Origin of the sequence: Desulfohalovibrio reitneri, assembly GCF_000711295.1 — a bacterium.
GTDB lineage: Bacteria > Desulfobacterota > Desulfovibrionia > Desulfovibrionales > Desulfovibrionaceae > Desulfohalovibrio > Desulfohalovibrio reitneri.
The window spans coordinates 1,786,741-1,803,420 of record NZ_JOMJ01000003.1 but is presented as its reverse complement, the minus strand read 5'-3'; the positions used below and the strand labels follow the sequence as shown (position 1 = coordinate 1,803,420).

Annotated in this window: 10 protein-coding genes; 6 read left to right on the top strand and 4 right to left on the bottom strand. The window is 66.5% G+C overall.

The features are described from left to right. Positions 1 to 6 precede the first annotated feature (6 nt). Entirely contained in the window at positions 7 to 1,239 is a 1,233-nt protein-coding gene (locus N911_RS0109055) for a BPL-N domain-containing protein (protein WP_029896392.1), read from the bottom strand. Positions 1,240 to 1,356: 117 nt separating this feature from the next. On the opposite strand from N911_RS0109055, the gene N911_RS0109050 reads away from it, so the two are divergent. The 4 genes from N911_RS0109050 to amrA all read left to right on the top strand — a co-directional run bounded on the left by N911_RS0109050 (position 1,357) and on the right by amrA (position 7,051). Further along, positions 1,357 to 4,002: a valine--tRNA ligase gene (locus N911_RS0109050; RefSeq protein WP_029896391.1), complete on the top strand. Its 2,646-nt coding sequence runs from the start codon at positions 1,357 to 1,359 to the stop codon at positions 4,000 to 4,002. Between the two features lie 204 nt (positions 4,003 to 4,206). Further along, positions 4,207 to 5,727, top strand: a complete 1,521-nt coding sequence (gene cobA, locus N911_RS0109045) for a uroporphyrinogen-III C-methyltransferase (RefSeq protein ID WP_029896390.1) — start codon at positions 4,207 to 4,209, stop codon at positions 5,725 to 5,727. A gap of 16 nt (positions 5,728 to 5,743) precedes the next feature. Next, positions 5,744 to 6,430: a phosphoribosylglycinamide formyltransferase gene (gene purN, locus N911_RS0109040; protein ID WP_029896389.1), complete on the top strand. Its 687-nt coding sequence runs from the start codon at positions 5,744 to 5,746 to the stop codon at positions 6,428 to 6,430. Positions 6,431 to 6,496: 66 nt separating this feature from the next. Then, the gene (gene amrA, locus N911_RS0109035; protein ID WP_029896387.1) at positions 6,497 to 7,051 is read left to right on the top strand and encodes an AmmeMemoRadiSam system protein A; all 555 of its coding nucleotides are present in this window, start codon (positions 6,497 to 6,499) and stop codon (positions 7,049 to 7,051) included. Positions 7,052 to 7,669: 618 nt separating this feature from the next. Here amrA and htpG read toward each other — a convergent pair. Next, positions 7,670 to 9,565 (bottom strand): molecular chaperone HtpG, encoded by a 1,896-nt coding sequence (htpG, locus tag N911_RS0109030; protein ID WP_029896386.1) that lies wholly within the window; start codon positions 9,563 to 9,565, stop codon positions 7,670 to 7,672. 115 nt (positions 9,566 to 9,680) lie between these two features. Here htpG and N911_RS0109025 point away from each other — a divergent pair, with 115 nt between their 5' ends. Beyond that, the gene (locus N911_RS0109025; protein WP_138774367.1) at positions 9,681 to 10,328 is read left to right on the top strand and encodes a hypothetical protein; all 648 of its coding nucleotides are present in this window, start codon (positions 9,681 to 9,683) and stop codon (positions 10,326 to 10,328) included. On the opposite strand, the gene N911_RS0109020 is transcribed toward N911_RS0109025, so the two are convergent. Together N911_RS0109020 and acs are read right to left on the bottom strand one after the other, a co-directional pair. After that, the gene (locus N911_RS0109020) at positions 10,315 to 11,013 is read right to left on the bottom strand and encodes a MerR family transcriptional regulator (RefSeq protein ID WP_029896384.1); all 699 of its coding nucleotides are present in this window, start codon (positions 11,011 to 11,013) and stop codon (positions 10,315 to 10,317) included. The two genes, N911_RS0109025 and N911_RS0109020, sit on opposite strands and share 14 nt — an antisense overlap. 552 nt (positions 11,014 to 11,565) lie before the next feature. Beyond that, positions 11,566 to 13,560: an acetate--CoA ligase gene (gene acs, locus N911_RS0109015; RefSeq protein WP_029896382.1), complete on the bottom strand. Its 1,995-nt coding sequence runs from the start codon at positions 13,558 to 13,560 to the stop codon at positions 11,566 to 11,568. 185 nt (positions 13,561 to 13,745) lie between these two features. Here acs and N911_RS0109010 point away from each other — a divergent pair, with 185 nt between their 5' ends. Next, positions 13,746 to 16,436, top strand: coding sequence for a bifunctional acetate--CoA ligase family protein/GNAT family N-acetyltransferase (locus N911_RS0109010; RefSeq protein WP_029896379.1), 2,691 nt, complete (start codon positions 13,746 to 13,748; stop codon positions 16,434 to 16,436). The last annotated feature ends 244 nt before the right edge of the window (positions 16,437 to 16,680 follow it).

Here is a 16,680-nt window from a genome sequence, read left to right as displayed (position 1 = left end):
GCCCGCCTACCCGCGGTCCAGCGTCAGCCGGGCTAGGCTTTCCAGGTCGTTTTGCAGGGCGCAGGCCAGTCCGCCGCCGCGCTGCATGGAGCCGAACAGCTCCCGCCGCTGCTCCGCCAGGCCGGGTACCGGCGAGGAGTCCGGGGAGTGGGAGAGGGTCATGTCCAGCCGTTCGGCCAGCAGGTATGTCTTTACTCCCAGGGCGAAGGGCTCCAGCCGTTCGGCGAAGTCTCCGGCGCGCTCCCGCCAGAAGGCCAGCGCGTCGTTTCCGGGCTCCACGGCCGAGGTCTGCCGGGCCAGGGCGGACAGGGCGTTGAGGGTCAGCCCGGGCAGCCCGCGCCGCCAGCCCGTGAGCCAGGGAGTGCGCTCGAAGAGCAGGTGGTGCTCCCGCCCCAGCCGCATGAGGTCGTCCAGCAGGGTCCGGGTGCGGGCCAGCACGGGGTCGTCCCAGGCCGGGGGCAGGTCGGCCAGGGGCCAGGGAGGCAGGGGGGCGTCGGGCGGCTCGGCTCCGGCCAGTTGCGTCAAAAGGCGGCGCAGCCAGGCGTTGGCCCCGGGGTGGTCCGGCGTCTCCAAATGGGCGTAGCTCAGCACGTAGCGGCCCCGGCCGGAGCGGCCAGTCACCAAGCAGGGCTGGCCTTGCAGGAAGCTGGGCCACAGGGACAGGCCGTAGCGCGCCTGCCAGTCGGCCAGCACCGACGGGGGCAGGCTGTCCAGGGGAATATCCGCCACCCACAGCTCGTCGCCTGGGCCGCCGTAGCGGGCCAGCACCTCCACCTCCCCGGCCTGGTCCGGGTCGAAGCGGCCGGGCCAGAAAACCGGAAATTGGAGATCGTCCGGGGCGTCGTCGGGCCGCAGGGGGGAGGGGTCTCCCGGCAGCACCCGCACCAGTCCGCTGATGAGGTGCTGCATGCGGTTCTCGAAAGGGCGGCGGCACCAGGGGCAGAGGCGCAGGCCGCCGTCGGACAGCCCCAGGCCCGCGCCGCCGCAGAAACCCAGATACGCGCCGCCAGATTCCACGTAGTTCCGGACCGCAGTCCGTCCGCCCTTGCCCAGGGCGGTGTGCTTGGCCCGGGCGTTGCCGCCGGGCACGGCCAGCATGTCCGGGGGGGATTCGACCAGCAGGCCGGAGCGGACTTCCTCCGCGGTGACCAGCCGGTGCTCCAGCCCCCAGGCGTGCAGGGCGCGCCAGAGCAAAAGCCCCCAGATGTGGGAATCGTCCCAGAGGACGTAGATGGACATTCCGCATGGGTAGCAGGCCCGCCACGGGCGGGCAAGACGCGCGTTGCCCTCAACAGGGGTGCTGGTGTATAAGCACCCCCTCTTCACGACCGAGTTCCCCAGAAGGAGTTCTCCGATATGTCATCCAAGACCCTGCCCAAAGGGTACGAGCCGGCCGACGTGGAAAAACGTTGGCTCGACCGCTGGGACAAGGAAAAGGCCTTCACCCCGGACCTGGACGCCGAGGGCGAGCCGTATTCCCTGGTCATCCCCCCGCCCAACGTCACCGGGGCCCTGCATATGGGCCACGCCATCAACCACACCATCCAGGACATCGTCTGCCGCTGTATGCGGCAGAAGGGCAAAAAAGTCCTGTGGGTGCCCGGCACGGACCACGCCGGCATCGCCACCCAGAACGTGGTGGAGCGCAAGCTGGCCGCCGAGGGCTCCAGCCGCGCCGAGCTGGGCCGCGAAAAGTTCCTGGAGCAGGTCTGGGAGTGGAAGGAGGAGTACGGCGGCCGCATCCTCAACCAGATGCGGCGGCTGGGCGAGTCCGTGGACTGGTCCCGCACCCGCTTCACAATGGACGAGGGGCTGTCCAAGGCCGTGCGCGAGGTGTTCGTCAGCCTCTACGAGCAGGGGCTTATCTACCGGGGCGAGTACATCATCAACTGGTGCACCCGCTGCGGCACCGCCCTGGCCGACGACGAGGTGGAGTACTCCCCGAACAAGGGCTCTCTGTACTACATCCGCTACCCCGCGGCCGACGGCTCGGGCGAGCTGGTGGTGGCCACGGTGCGGCCGGAGACCATGCTGGGCGACACCGCCGTGGCCGTGCATCCCGAGGACGAGCGCTACGCCCACTTGGTGGGCAAGCGGGTCGTCCTGCCCCTGGTGGGGCGGGAGCTGCCGGTCATCGCCGACCCCTACGTGGAGATGGAGTTCGGCACCGGCTGTTTGAAGATCACCCCGGCCCACGACATAAATGACTGGGAGCTGGGCCGCAAATACGAGTTGGACGTGGTCAAGGTCATCGGCGCGGACGGCCTGATGACCGGGGAGGCCGGGCCGGACTACGCCGGGCTGACCGTGGAGCAGGCCCGCGCCAAGATCGTGGAGAAGCTGCGCCAGGACGGCTGGCTGGTGGACGAGGAGGAGTACGAGCACAAGGTTTCGGAGTGCTACCGCTGCCGGACCGTCATCGAGCCGCACGTCTCCGAGCAGTGGTTCGTGGCTGTCCAGCCCCTGGCCGAGCGCGCCCGCAAGGCCGTGGAGGTGGGCGAGACCAGGATCCACCCCGTCTCCTGGCAGAAGACCTACTACAACTGGCTGGACAACATCCGCGACTGGTGCATCTCCCGCCAGCTGTGGTGGGGCCACCGCATCCCGGTCTGGTACTGCCAGAGCTGCGGCAAGATGCTGGTGGAGCGCCAGGATCCCGACGCCTGCCCCTGCGGCGGCGAACTGGTCCAGGACCCGGACGTGCTGGACACCTGGTTCTCCTCGGCGCTGTGGCCCTTCTCCACCCTGGGCTGGCCGGACCAAACCCGCGATCTGGATCTGTTCTACCCCACCTCCCTGCTGGTCACCGCCTTCGACATCCTTTTCTTCTGGGTGGCCAGGATGATGATGATGGGCCTGCACTTCATGGACCAGGTGCCCTTCAGGGACGTTTATATCCATGCCCTGGTGCGGGACGAGGACGGCCGCAAGATGTCCAAGTCCTTGGGCAACGTCATCGATCCCCTGGAGATGATCGAGCGCTACGGCTGCGACGCCCTGCGCTTCACCCTGGCGGCCCACGCCGCCATGGGCCGCGACATCCGCCTCTCTGAGGCGCGCATCGAGGGCTACCGCCACTTTGTGAACAAGATCTGGAACGCGGCCCGCTTCAGCCTGATGAACCTGCCCGACGCCAAGCCGACCGCCTCCATCGACCAGGCCGAGGGGCTGCACCATGCCTGGTTGCTCTCGCGGCTGGAGACAGTCAAGGCCGAGGTGGACGAGGCCGTGGCCGCCTACCGCTTCAACGACGCGGCCCAGGCGCTGTACCAGTTCACCTGGCACGAGTTCTGCGACTGGTATCTGGAGATGGTCAAGCTGGACCTGCAGGACGAGGACCGGGCCGGACCCGCTCAGGCCGTGCTCTGGACCGGACTGGCCGAGATCGTGACCATGCTCCACCCCTTCCTGCCCTTCGTCACCGCCGAGATATGGAGCGTGCTGCCCGGGGCCGAGCCGGAGGACCTGGCATTGGCCCCCGAGCCGGAGAAACGTACGCACCTGGCCGCCCCGGATGCGGAGAAGGCCATGGTGGAGTTGCAGGAACTCATCGTGGCCGTGCGCACCATTCGCGGCGAGCTGAACATCGCCCCCTCCGTGGACCTCGACGCGGTCATCCGCACCTCGAACGAAGCGGAAATCCGGCTGGTCGAGGAAAACGCCGAGATGATCCGCCGCCTGGCGCGGGTGCGCGGCATCGAGGTCGGCCCGGAGGTCTCCGCCCCGCGCGCCTCGGCCGCCGCGGTCATCGGCTCCATGGAGCTGCGCGTGCCCCTGGAGGGCAAGGTGGATTTCCAGGCCGAACTGGCCCGGCTGGACAAGGAGCTGGGCAAGATTGAAAAGGACTACGCCGTGGTGCAGAAGAAGCTCAACAACGAGGGCTTCCTGGCCAACGCCCCCGAGTCCGTGGTGCAAAAGGAGCGGGAAAAGCTCGCGGCCATGGACGCCAAACGCTCCAAGCTGGAAAAGCTGCGGGAGCGTCTTGAGGAGTCCATGGGCTAGCGGGCTGTCCAATACGGGCCGTGCGCGGCGTCGCTTCAAAAAACGCGACCCCTCGCGTATCACGGAATACGCCCCGGGTCCGCGTTAAGCAGCGCCTTGCACCCGCCCTTCTTGAACAGTCCGCGAATTGGAGTGCGGAAAGGAAATGAACGAGACGCCAACAGACTGGGCCGGGCAGGCCCCGGACAGCACGAGGATGACCATATGAGCACCGTCTATCTGGTGGGCGCCGGCCCCGGAGACCCCGGCCTGATCACCGTCCGCGCCCGCGACCTCATCGAGCGGGCCGACGTGCTGGTCTACGACTACCTGGCCAACAAGGAATTCCTGGCCTGGGCCCCGGATGGCTGCGAGAAGATCTACGTGGGCAAGAAGGGCGGCGACCACACCCTCTCCCAGGAAGGCATCAACGAACTTCTGGTGGACAAGGCCCTGGAAGAGGAGGGTCGTGTCATCGTCCGCCTCAAGGGCGGCGACCCCTACGTTTTCGGCCGTGGCGCAGAGGAGGCCGAGGAACTGGTCGAGTCCGGCGTGGCCTTCGAGGTGGTGCCCGGCGTCACCTCCGCCGTGGCCGGTCCGACCTACGCGGGCATCCCCATCACCCACCGCAGCTTCGCCTCCTCCGTGACCTTCGTCACCGGTCACGAGGACCCCACCAAGGACGAGAGCGCCCACAACTGGAAGGCCCTGGCCACCTCCGGCTCCACCCTGGTCTTCTTCATGGGCGTCAAGAACCTGCCCAACATCGCCGCTTCCCTCATGGAGCACGGCATGGACCCCCAGACACCGGCCGCCCTGGTCCACTGGGGCACCACCTGCCGCCAGCGCTCCTTCGTCTCCTCCCTGGACAGCATCGCCGAGGAGGCCGTGGCCCTGGGCTACAAGGCCCCCTCCCTCATCGTGGTGGGCGAGGTCTGCGCCCTCAAGGACGAGCTGGACTGGTTCGAGATGAAGCCGCTTCTGGGGGCCACCGTGGCCGTCACCCGCGCCCGCGAGCAGGCCTCCGGGCTGGTGGAGAAGCTGCGCGAGTTGGGAGCCTGCACCCTGGAGTTCCCTACCATCGCCATCCAGCCCCTGGAGGACACCTCCCAGGCCGAGGCCGAGATCGCCCGCGTTTTTGAATACCAGTGGCTGGTCTTTACCTCGGTCAACGGGGTCAAGCAGTTCTTCAACGTGCTGGACAAGATGGACCTGGACGCCCGCGTGCTGGCCCAGGCCAAGGTGGCGGCCATCGGCCCGGCCACGGCCCAGGCCCTGCGCTGCCGGGGCGTCCGCCCCGACTTCGTGCCGGAAAAGTACGTGGCCGAGCACGTGGTGGAGGGCATGAAGAAGCTCGGCGTCAAGGGTCGCCGCATCCTCATCCCCCGCGCCCGCGTGGCCCGCGAGGTGCTGCCGGAGCAGCTTTCCGAGGCCGGGGCCGAGGTGACAATCCTGCCCATGTACGACACCGTGCTCTCCGGCAACGACCCCGAGGAAATGACCGGACCGCTGGAGCGCGGCGAGGTGGACTACATCACCTTCACCTCCTCCTCCACGGTGGAGAACTTCTTCACCCTGGTGGACCCGGAACTCCTGAAGAAGCACCGCGACGGCGTAAGGCTGGCGGCCATCGGCCCGGTCACGGCCGAGACCCTGGCCTCCTTCGGCTTCACCGCGGACCTCCAGCCCGAGGACTACACCATCCCCGGCCTGGTGGACGCGCTGCTGGCCGCCTACTCCGCTTAGGCAGGGAGAAAAGAACATGGCCCGGCTCAACCTCGGCGTCCTCGTCTCCGGCGGCGGCTCCAACCTCCAGTCCATCCTGGACAAGTCCGCCTCCGGTGCGCTGGACGCGGATGTGCGGCTGGTGCTCTCCAACAAGCCGAACGCCTACGGGCTGGAGCGCGCCCGCCTGGCCGGGGTGCCCACCGCCTGCCTGGAGCACGCTTCCTGCCCCTCCCGCGAGGAGTACGACCGGGAAATGGTCCGCCTGCTGGAAGAACACGCAGTGGACACCGTGGCCATGGCCGGGTTCATGCGCATGGTTACTCCTGTCTTTCTGGACGCCTTCCACTCCCGCGTGCTCAACATCCACCCCTCCCTGCTGCCCAGCTTCCCCGGCGTGCGCGGCCAGGGCGACGCCGCCGCCTACGGCGTGCGTCTTTCCGGCTGCACCGTGCACTTCGTGGACGAGCACATGGACAACGGCCCCATCATTATTCAGGCCGCCGTGCCAGCCATGGCCGACGACGACACCAAGACCCTGGGCTCCCGCATCCTGGAGATGGAACACCGCGTCTACCCCCAGGCCCTGCAATGGCTGGCCGAGGAACGCCTGACCATCCAGGGCCGGCAGGTGGTCGTCCAGGAAGCACGCCCCGCGGCCAGCCCGGCCGGAACCACCGTCACCGGCGCGCTGGTCAACCCCGGGCTGGAAAACGGCTTCTAGCCGTCCCGCGTTGCGCCATTCGCCCCGCTCCTGCTATCCTTGCGGAACAAATCCCCAGGAGGAAGCATGAACCAGGAATCCTTCCAGTTCTCCCTCACCGACCAGGAAAAGGACTATCTCAAGAACCTCGTGCGGGAGTCCATCCTGCAGAGATACGATGGCACCCAGAACGTCCCCCAACCGCCCACCGACACCCTGCGCCTGAAGTTCGGGGCCTTTGTCACCCTCAAGTCCGGCGGCGACCTGCGCGGCTGCATCGGGCACATCGTGGGCGACAAGCCCCTCTTCCAGACCATCTGGGAAATGGCCCGCGCCGCCGCCTTCCAGGATCCCCGCTTCCCGCCCCTGCCCCGGGAGGAAGCCGAACAACTCGACATCGAAATCTCCATCCTCAGCCCGCTCGAACCCTGCCCGGACGTGGAACGGATCGAACCCGGCCGCCACGGCCTGCTCATCCGCAAGGGCCCGTACTCCGGCCTCCTCCTCCCCCAAGTGGCCAGCGAACACGGCTGGGACCGCGACACCTTCCTGGCCCACACCTGCCAAAAAGCCGGACTCCGGCCCGGCTGCCACCAAGACCCCGTGGCCCAGATGTTCTGGTTCGAAGCGGAAGTCTTTTAGGAAACCATCTCGCGAGCCATTTTTATGCCGGACATATGCCCGGCATAAAAATGGAATACTTGGAAAAGAAGATTTCTCCCTTCGGGCGACCAGGGGGCTTCGCGCTCCCTGGACCCGCGGCAGGATAATCCTGCACGTATATCGCGGGATGGTTCGCTGAAGTGCGCGGGAAGGGAGCACCCCGGCGAACTTGCTGTCGCGGCGTGATTCTTACCCGGTAAAACCCCGCCCTGACCCTTCGGCCACACATGCGTGGAACGTGGGATTCGGCAGGTATCCCCCGGCTCTCAGATCTCTGTATCCCACCCAAAAGCGAAGCGAGAGACAAGATATCCTGTATGTTGAGAAGCCACGGACTTCCACTTAGGTCAAGGCTGTTTCAAACCGGGGGCAGAATAACAGTCCCACGTAGGACGTTAGTCAGGGCCTGCCCATCCAAATCGCCCGCGACCGTTCCCCGGTCTACGGCATCGTGACCAACAAGGTCCCTGTCGACGTGACCTATAAGCGGGCCTGAGGGCGGCGGACCTACCAACTACCGCTTTCCGGGCACAAAAAAGGGCCGGTCCGCTTCAAGCGGACCGGCCTTTTTGTTTCCTTGAATCCGCGCCGTTCCCTCTATTCCGCCTTCCCCTTGGTGGCTTCGGTGAGGGTCTGGCGGACGCGGTTGACCAGGCCGTGGGGGTCTTCGAGGTAGCCGTCCAGGAGCATGGCGGACTCGAAGAGCTGTTCGGTGGCCAGGGTGACGAAGGGGTCCTGCTTGTCCTTTTCATACATGCGCAGGAGGTTGCGGACGAGTTCGTTGTCCGGGTTGACCTCCATGACGCGGGGCGGGGTGGACTCGTCGTGGCTCATGACGCGCATGATCTTCTGCATGGAGGAGGTCATGGAGCCGTCCGGGCTGACCAGCACGATGGGGGAGTCCTTGAGGCGTTTGGACTCGCGGACCTCGGTGACGCGGGCTCCGAGGATGTCCTTCATGCGGGAGAGCAGGCCTTCGAAGGTGGCGTGCTGCTCGTCGCTGAGTTGTTCGGCGGCCTCGGCCTCCTCGGTGTCGGGCAGCTTGTCCAGCTTGGCCGGGTCGGCGTGCTCGGCGGAGACGAGCTTGTATTCCTTGTGTGTGCCCACTGCGTCCATGACGAACTCGTCGATGGGCTCGAAGAGGTAGAGGACCTCCACGCCCTTGCGGCGCAGCATCTCCAGGTGGGGGCTGGAGATTACGGCCTGGCGGGACTGCCCGGCCAGGAAGTAGATTTCGTCCTGTTCCTCCTTCATGCGGGAGATGTAGTCGTCCAGGGAGGTCAGGCCCTTGTCGTCGTCGAAGTGGGAGGAGTTGAAGCGCAGCAGCTCGGCGAAGGCGTCCTTGTTCACGAAGTCGGTGTAGCCGAGCTTGAAGATCTTGCCGTGCTGGTTCCAGATTTCCTCGTAGGTCTCGGAATTGTTCGTGGCCAGCTTCTGCAGGTGGGAGAGCACCTGCTTGGTCACCTGCCGGGAGATTTTCTGCAGGAGCAGGTTCTCCTGCAGGGTCTCGCGGGAGATGTTCAGCGGCAGGTCCTCGGAGTCAACCACGCCGCGCAAAAAGCCCAGGTATTCCGGCAGCACGTCCTTGTTCTGGTGCTGGATGAGGATGCGGCGGACGTAGAGGTCCACGCCGTGCTGGCCCTGGTAGCCGCCCATGAGCAGGTCGTGGGAGGTCTTGGGCACGAAGAACAAGGAGTTGAACTGGATGGGCGCGTCGGCGGAGAGGTGGATGACGTCCAGCGGGGCCTCGGTGTCGTAGGTCAGGGCCTGGTAGAACTCGTCGTACTGCTCGCGCGTGATCTGGAACTTGGGCTCGCGCCACAGAGCGGCCACGGTGTTGACCTTCTCGCCGTCCACCATGACGGGGAAGGAGACGAAGCCGGAGTGGCGGCGGATGGTGGACTTGACGCGGTCGGGCTGGGCGAACTCCGTCGCGTCCTCCTTAAGGGAGATGCGGATGGTGGTGCCCCGGCCGACCTCGCCCTCCACAGGGCTGACAGAGAAGGAGCCCTGGCCGTTGGACTTCCAGGTGTAGGCGGGCTCGTCGTCGTTCACCGACTTGGAGGTGACGGCCACCTCGTCGGCCACCATGAACACGGAGTAGAAGCCCACGCCGAACTGGCCGATGATGTCGCGGGTCTGCTCGGCGGAAGTGGACTCGGAGAGGTTCTTGACGAACTCGGCCGTGCCGGAGTGGGCGATGGTGCCCAGGTTCTGCACCATTTCCTCGCGGGTCATGCCCACGCCGGAGTCGGCCACGGTCAGGGTCTTGTTGCCGGGGTCGCAGGTGATGTCGATTTGCAGGGGCAGGTCCTCGACCTCGGCACCCTGGAGCTGTTGGAAGCGGAGCTTGTCCAGGGCGTCGGAGGCGTTGGCCACCAGTTCGCGCAGGAAAATCTCGCGGTTGGAATACAGGGAGTGGACCAGGATGTTGAGAAGCTGGTTGACCTCGGCCTTGAACTTGAAATTGCCTGTGCCTTTGGGCTGGCTCATCGTATGGGTTCCTCCTTTGCGGTCGAGTTCGGACAACCGGGGAGGATAAGCACCCGGAACGGCTTGGCAAGGGGTGCGCCTTGACAGCGTTTCCAGGTGGCGTAGGTGGTATGTCATGGAACATGCGGCCATAGCGGCCCAGCGCATGCTGCGCGCCCTGGATTGGGACGTGCGGGACGTGCGCGGCGGGCGGGAATTCGACGTTTCCTCCGACCCGGTGGAACGGGTGCACCTGGTCTCCTGGCCATCGGCCAAGGGGCTTGAGCCGGGCGACCTGGATGCGGACCTCGGCCCGCTGCTGACGTATGTGCACATGCTGGCCCGCGCCCTGCTGGCCGAGCGCGTCCACCCCCTTTTCTCCACCCCGGCTTTTTCCAGCGACTCGGAACACCGGCTGGTGCCAGGAGTGCTGCCCGTGGCCCGGGCCTCGGCGGACTGGTTCGCGGAACACCTGGTCTTCGCGCAACTGCCCGGCATCAAGGGCGAGGCCGTGCGCACCGAGATGCAGATGGCCGCTTCCCTGGCGGCGGCGGGCGTGAAGGGGGACAACCTGCGGCAGGCCATGGTGGCCGCCCAGGCGGAAGGGTATCTGGGGATGAACCCGCAGGGGTACAGGCCGGAACTGGCCAGGGTGTTTTTGAGCGTGCCGCCCGGTTCGCCCAGCGTTTTCACGCTGCAAGCCCTGGGCGACCTGCTGGCCTCGCTGACGGCCGGAAGCCGCCTGCGCATCGAAGGGGAAACGTGGCGGGTCAGTCCGCCTTGATCTTGGAGAGCAAGAACTTCTCCATCTCGCGGCGGTCCTTGCGCAGCCGCACCAACTCCTGCTCCAGAACGCCCAGCTTGTCCCGCAGTTCGGCGTTCTCGCGGTGCAGATCGGCGGTGTCGGCCGAGCCGCCGCCATTCCCGCCGGAACCCGGCGCGGGGTATTCGTCCAGCCTGCGGCGCAGTTCGTCCACGGTCGCCCGCAGGTAGTCGTTCTCCTCCTGCAGGGCCTCCACCGCCTGGCGGTAGTCGTCCATCTCCTCCAGCCGCTCGCGCAGGGCGGGCAAATCGCCGCACACGGCCCGGATGCACTCGCCCATCTGCTGGCCCAGGCTCTTGGCGATCTCCTGCCCCATGGCCGCGGCCAGCCTGGCCTGCTCCTCCACGTTCGCGGCCGGAGCCTGCGACTGCCGCACCGCCGGGGCGGCGCCGCCCGAAGGCTCAATGTTCAAGGGATACATCCCGGTGAGTTCCTGTTTCACGTCGCGGGTGGTGTGACCCATCTTCAGCATGTCGGAAATGGTGCGGAACACGTCCAGCGCCTCGGGACGAAACCGCTTCTGCCGCCCGCGCCCCACGCTGGGAAGATACTCGGCGAACCGATTCTTCCAATAGTGGAGGGTGGATTCCGGGATGTTCAACTCCCGGGCGATATTGGCAATGGAAAGCAGCTTCTTGGCTGTCACGCCGGCCTCTCGGGACCAGAGGTGCACGATTCGGCCAACCGTAGAGGCAACCACCTCGCCAAGTCAAGACAACCCTTGGAGGAATTCGGGGAATGGAAGGTGGTTGGCGGGTGCGGTGGGTCTGGGCAGTGGGGGAAGAGGAAACTTATTTTCTCGCGACAAAAAAGTTTCCTCTTCCCCCACACACCCCCAACTCCTTCAAAAAATTCGCTTACCGCTCGCTTCGCTCGGGGCGTGGTGCTGGCGTGTTGCAGCCGCAGGAACCACAGCCCAGCTTCGCGTCCAAGGCATTGGAAAACAACCGGCCGAGTCCTGGTTCCACCGGCTGATATTGACCAGCAATCGCAGCTTCGCGGGCCACTCCCTTCCCTCCTCCTGACGCGCTCAAACCCGCGTCACGCATGCAAAGTTACTTTGCCTCGGGTCCAGGGCCGAGCAGGCCCTGGTCGCCCGAAGGGCGAAATCTTCATCTTCCCTCATCCAACGACAAAAGGGCTGGGCGCTTAAGCGCCCAGCCCTTTAATTTGTCTGTTTCCAGGCTTGTCTCTCGGCTTACGAGCCCACCAGGGTTTGCTTGCCTTCGATGAGGTCGGGGATGACGGTGGGGTCGGCGAGGGTGGAGGTGTCGCCGAAGTCGTCCTGTCCGGTGGATCCGGCGGCGATTTTGCGCAGCACGCGGCGCATGATCTTGCCGGAGCGGGTTTTGGGCAGGCCCTCGGCGAACTGGATGAATTCGGGCGAGGCGATGGGGCCGATTTCTTGGCGCACCCAGCCGCGCAGCTCCTTGCGGAGTTCGTCGGTTTCCTCCTCGCCCGCCTTGAGGGTGACGTAGGCGTAGATGGCCTGTCCCTTGACCTCGTGGGGCATGCCCACCACGGCGGCCTCGGCAACCTTGGAGTGGGCCACCAGGGCGGATTCGATCTCGGCGGTTCCCATGCGGTGTCCGGAGACGTTGATGACGTCGTCCAGGCGTCCCATGATCCAGAAGTAGCCGTCGTCGTCGGTGCGGGCGCCGTCCCCGGACTCGTACATGCCGGGGAAGCGCTGGAAGTAGGTTTTCTTGAAGCGTTCCGGGTCTCCGAAGACGCCGCGCAGCATGCCGGGCCAGGGCTTTTTGACCACCAGGTGGCCGCCGGTGTTGGCCGGGGCGTCGTTGCCTTCGGAGTCGACGATGGCGGCGTCCACGCCGGGCAGGGGCTTGGTGGCGGAGCCGGGCTTGAGGGGGGTGGCGTAGGGCAGGCCGGTGATCATGATGCCGCCGGTCTCGGTCTGCCACCAGGTGTCCACCACGGGGCAGCGTTCCTTGCCCACATAGGTGTGGTACCACAGCCAGGCCTGCGGGTTGATGGGCTCGCCCACGGAGCCGAGGATGCGCAGGGAGTCCATGGAGTACTTATCCGGCCAGTCCGTGCCTTCGCGCATGAGGGCGCGGATGACAGTGGGCGCGGTGTAGAAGATATTGACCTTGAATTTCTCCACCACTTGCCAGAAGCGGTCCGGCTTGGGGTAGGAGGGCACGCCCTCGAACATGAGGGAGGTGGTGCCGATGGCCAGGGGGCCGTAGACGATGTAGGTGTGGCCGGTGATCCAGCCGGCGTCGGCGGTGCACCAGTAGACGTCGTCCTCCTGCACGTCGAAGACCCATTGGGTGGTGTGGGCGGCGTAGGTCAGGTAGCCGCCGTGGGTGTGGACCACGCCCTTGGGCTTGCCGGTGGATCCGGAGGTATAGAGGATGAAGAGGGTGTCCTCGGAGTCCATGGGCTCGCAGGGGCAGTCGCCCTGCACGTCGTCGGCCAGGACCTGGTCGTGCCACCAGGAGTCGCGGCCTTCCTTCATCTCCACGTCGTTGCCGCCACGCTTGACCACCACGCACTGCTCGATGGTGGGGCAGTTCTTCATGGCCTCGTCGGCGTTCTTCTTGAGGGGGATGGTCTTGCCCGCGCGGATGACGGCGTCGGATGTGACCAGCACCTTGGCTTCGCAGTCCTGGATGCGGTTCTGCAGGGAGAGGGCGGAGAAGCCCGCGAAGACCACGGAGTGGGTGGCGCCGATGCGGGCGCAGGCCAGCATGGCGATGGCCAGCTCCGGGATCATGGGCATGTAGAGGGAGACGCGGTCTTCCTTCTTGACGCCCATCTTGCGCAGCGCGTTGGCGAAGCGGCAGACCTCGGTGTGCAGCATCTGGTAGGTGTAAACGCGCACATCCTCGTCGGGCTCGCCCTGCCAGATGAGGGCGGCCTTGTTGCGGCGGCCGTTCTCCAGGTGGCGGTCCACGCAGTTGTAGGCGGCGTTGAGCTTGCCGCCGATGAACCAGTTGATCTCGGGTTTGTGGAAGTCGTAATCCAGGACCTGGCCGAAGTCCTCGTCCCAGTGGATCAGTTCGCGGGCGCGGTCGGCCCAGAAGGTGTGGGGATCGTCGGCGGCCTTCTTCCGCAGCGCCTCGAACTCCTCCATGGACTTGACGTGGGCGGTCTCCTTGCCTTCCTTGGGCGGCTCGAAGGTCTTGCCTTCCTGCATCATGGATTCGATCTTGGCGTCGTCGCTCATCCTGGCTCCGTCCTTGTATTGCTTACCTTGCGGGGACGCCGGCGGGGCCGGCGGGCATGCCTCGACATTGCCCACCATATAAGGGAAAGGGCGTTGGGTTCCACCCTTTTTTTTGGTAAACGGCAGCATAGCGCCATGAGCGGTGGACCATCCCGCCGCGCGGCCGCACAACCCGGGACGGTTACATGAGCCTGAGCAACCTCGACGCCCTCTTCAAACCGAGCTCGGTGGCCGTGGTGGGCGCTTCCAACCAGCCGGGCAGCGCGGGCTTCCTGGTCATGCGCAACCTGCTGCACGGCGAGTTCCCCGGCCCCGTGATGCCGGTGGCGGACAAGGCCAAGGCCATCTCCGGCGTGCTGACCTATCCCAGCGTGGAGGCGCTGCCCCAGGCCCCGGACCTGGGCATGGTCTGCAGCGATGCGGCCGAGGCCCCGGACACCATCCGCGCCCTGGGAAAAAAGGGGGCGCGGGCGGTCATCCTCTCCGGCCCGGGATACGCGGGCCAGACGCCCAAGGAGGCCGAGGCCCTGCGGGGGGAAATACGCGTCGCGGCCAAGGAGGCCGGGGTGCGGGTGTTGGGTCCGGGCGGCCTGGGGCTCATCACGGCCAACCTCAACGCCTCCCTGGCGGCCACGGGCATCCTGCCGGGCCGCATCGCCTTCATCACCCAGTCGGACTCGCTGTTCACCACGGTTCTGGAGTGGGCCAGCGACAACGCCATCGGCTTTTCCCACTTTATTTCCCTGGGCGAGCAGCTGGACGTGGATTTCGCCGACGTGCTGGACTACCTGGGCGGCGACCCCATGACCCGCTCCATTCTGCTCTACGTGGAGAGCCTGACCGACGCGCGGCGGTTCATGTCCGCGGCGCGGGCCAGCGCGCGCAACAAGCCCATATTGGTCATGAAGCCGGACGAGGTGGTGGAGACCACCCTGCCCGAGGACATCTGCGTATTCGCCCTGGATGACGAGCAGGACGCGGTCTACGACGTGGCCTTCCGCCGGGCGGGCATCGTGCGGGTGCGGGACGTGGACTCGCTGTTCGACGGCGCGCGGACCCTGGTGCGGTCGCAGCCGCTTCTGGGCGACAACCTGGCCATACTGACCAACGGCCGCAGCGCCGGGCTTTTGGCGGCGGACGCCTGCCTTAAGGGCGGGGCCAACCTGGCCTGCCTCTCCGGGAACACGGCCATGGAACTGGAAAAGCGCATCGGGCGCCCCCGCGCGGGGGAGAACCCCGTGGTCATGCCCTTCAACGCGGACGGGGCCATGTACACGGACGTGCTGAAGCTGGTGCTCAAGGATCCGGACGTGCATGCCGTGCTGGTGGCCCAGGTGCCCTTCGCCGAGGTGGAGGGCGAGGAGTCGGCGCGCGGCGTGGCGGACATTGCGGTGAAGACCAAGCGCACGGTGCTGACCTGCTGGATGGGCGGGGAACGGGCACGGGAGGCGCGGGCCGTGTTCGCCGAGCGCGGGGTGGCCACCTTCGTGACCACGGACCAGGCCATCCACGCCTTCCAGCACATGGTGGACTACCGCCGCAACCAGGAGATGCTGACCGAGACCCCGGACTCCCTGCCCACGGATTTCTTTCCCGACACCACCCGCGTGCGGGAGCTGGTGGAGGCGGCCCTGGCCGACGGCCGCACCCGGCTGAGCGACCAGGAGGCCAAGGAGGTCATGACCTCCTACGGCGTGCCCATCGTGGAGACGCGGGTTGTGGTCAGCGCGCGGGAGGCGGTGCACGCCGCCGAGGAACTGGGCTACCCGGTGGCGGTGAAGGTGCGCTCGCCGGAGATCACCCAGCCCTTCGAGGTGGGCGGCATCTCCCTGGACCTGGAGACCCCGGAGCAGGTGTGGGACGCCTGCGCCCACGTGGCCCACCGCCTGCATCGCCACGCCCCCCAGGCGCACATCGACGGCTACATCGTGCAGCAGATGGGCCGCCGCCCCGGCGCGCACGAGTTGTACGTGGGCGCCCTCATCGACCCCACCTTCGGCCCGGTCATCCGCTTCGGCCACGGGGGCATGGCCTCGCGCATCATCGGCGACTTCGCCGTGGCCCTGCCGCCGCTGAACATGGCCCTGGCCCAGGAGCTCATCGACCGCACACGGATTTCGAGACTTTTGCACCAGCCCGGGGCCAACCGGGAGGTGGACCTGGACGACATCTGCCTGACGCTCATCCAGGTCAGCCAGCTCATCACCGACGTGCCCCAGGTGACCAGCCTGGAGATGAACCCGGTCTTCGCGGACGAGGAAGGGGTGCTGGCCCTGTCCGCCAAGATTACTGTGAGCCGCACGGAGAGGAGCGGTCCGGACCGGCTGGCCATCCGGCCGTACCCCTCGGAGCTGGAGGAGTGCGTCAAGCTCAAGGACGGCCAGCAGGTGACCATCCGGCCCATCCGGCCGGAGGACGCCCCGGCCCACCTGGAGTTCGTGCGCAAGCTGGACCCGGACGACCTGCGGCTGCGCTTCTTCGGCACGGTGCACGAGTTCGAGTTCGCGGACATGCCCCGTTTCACCCAGATCGACTACGACCGGGAGATGGCTTTCATCGCCACGACGGAGCGGCGGGGCGAACCGGTGACGCTGGGGGTGGTGCGCACCTCCACCAGCCCGGACAACGAGAAGGCGGAATTCGCCATCATCGTGGCCTCGGAGATGAAGGGCCAGGGCCTCGGCTCCCTGCTCTTCGACAAGATGATCCGCTACACCGCCTCGCGCGGCACCAAGTGGCTGACGGGCGAGACCATGCCCGAGAACAAGGCCATGGCCAAACTGGCCGAAAAATTCGGTTTCGAGGTCAATATCAACTACGAGGACGATCTGGTGACCATGCGCCTGGACATGGACAAGGTGCGGGCCGGAGGATAGCCGGCCGCCCACAACGCCCTTCGGCTGCGTTGCCGCTGGTGGCGGCGCGGCCAGGCCGTATGCGTGTGCCGTCCTGACGTTTCGGCTTCCGTGAAAAGACCCTGACGTGGGCTTTTTCCAGGGTAAAAGAGCCTTCTTCGGCCCGAAAAAGCCCCCTTTCCTCCACGGGGGTTCTGTTTCGGGCCGTTTTGTGCTTGTCTACGGCCACTACGCGCGAGGCGTAGACCGTTCCCGCCGATTCCCG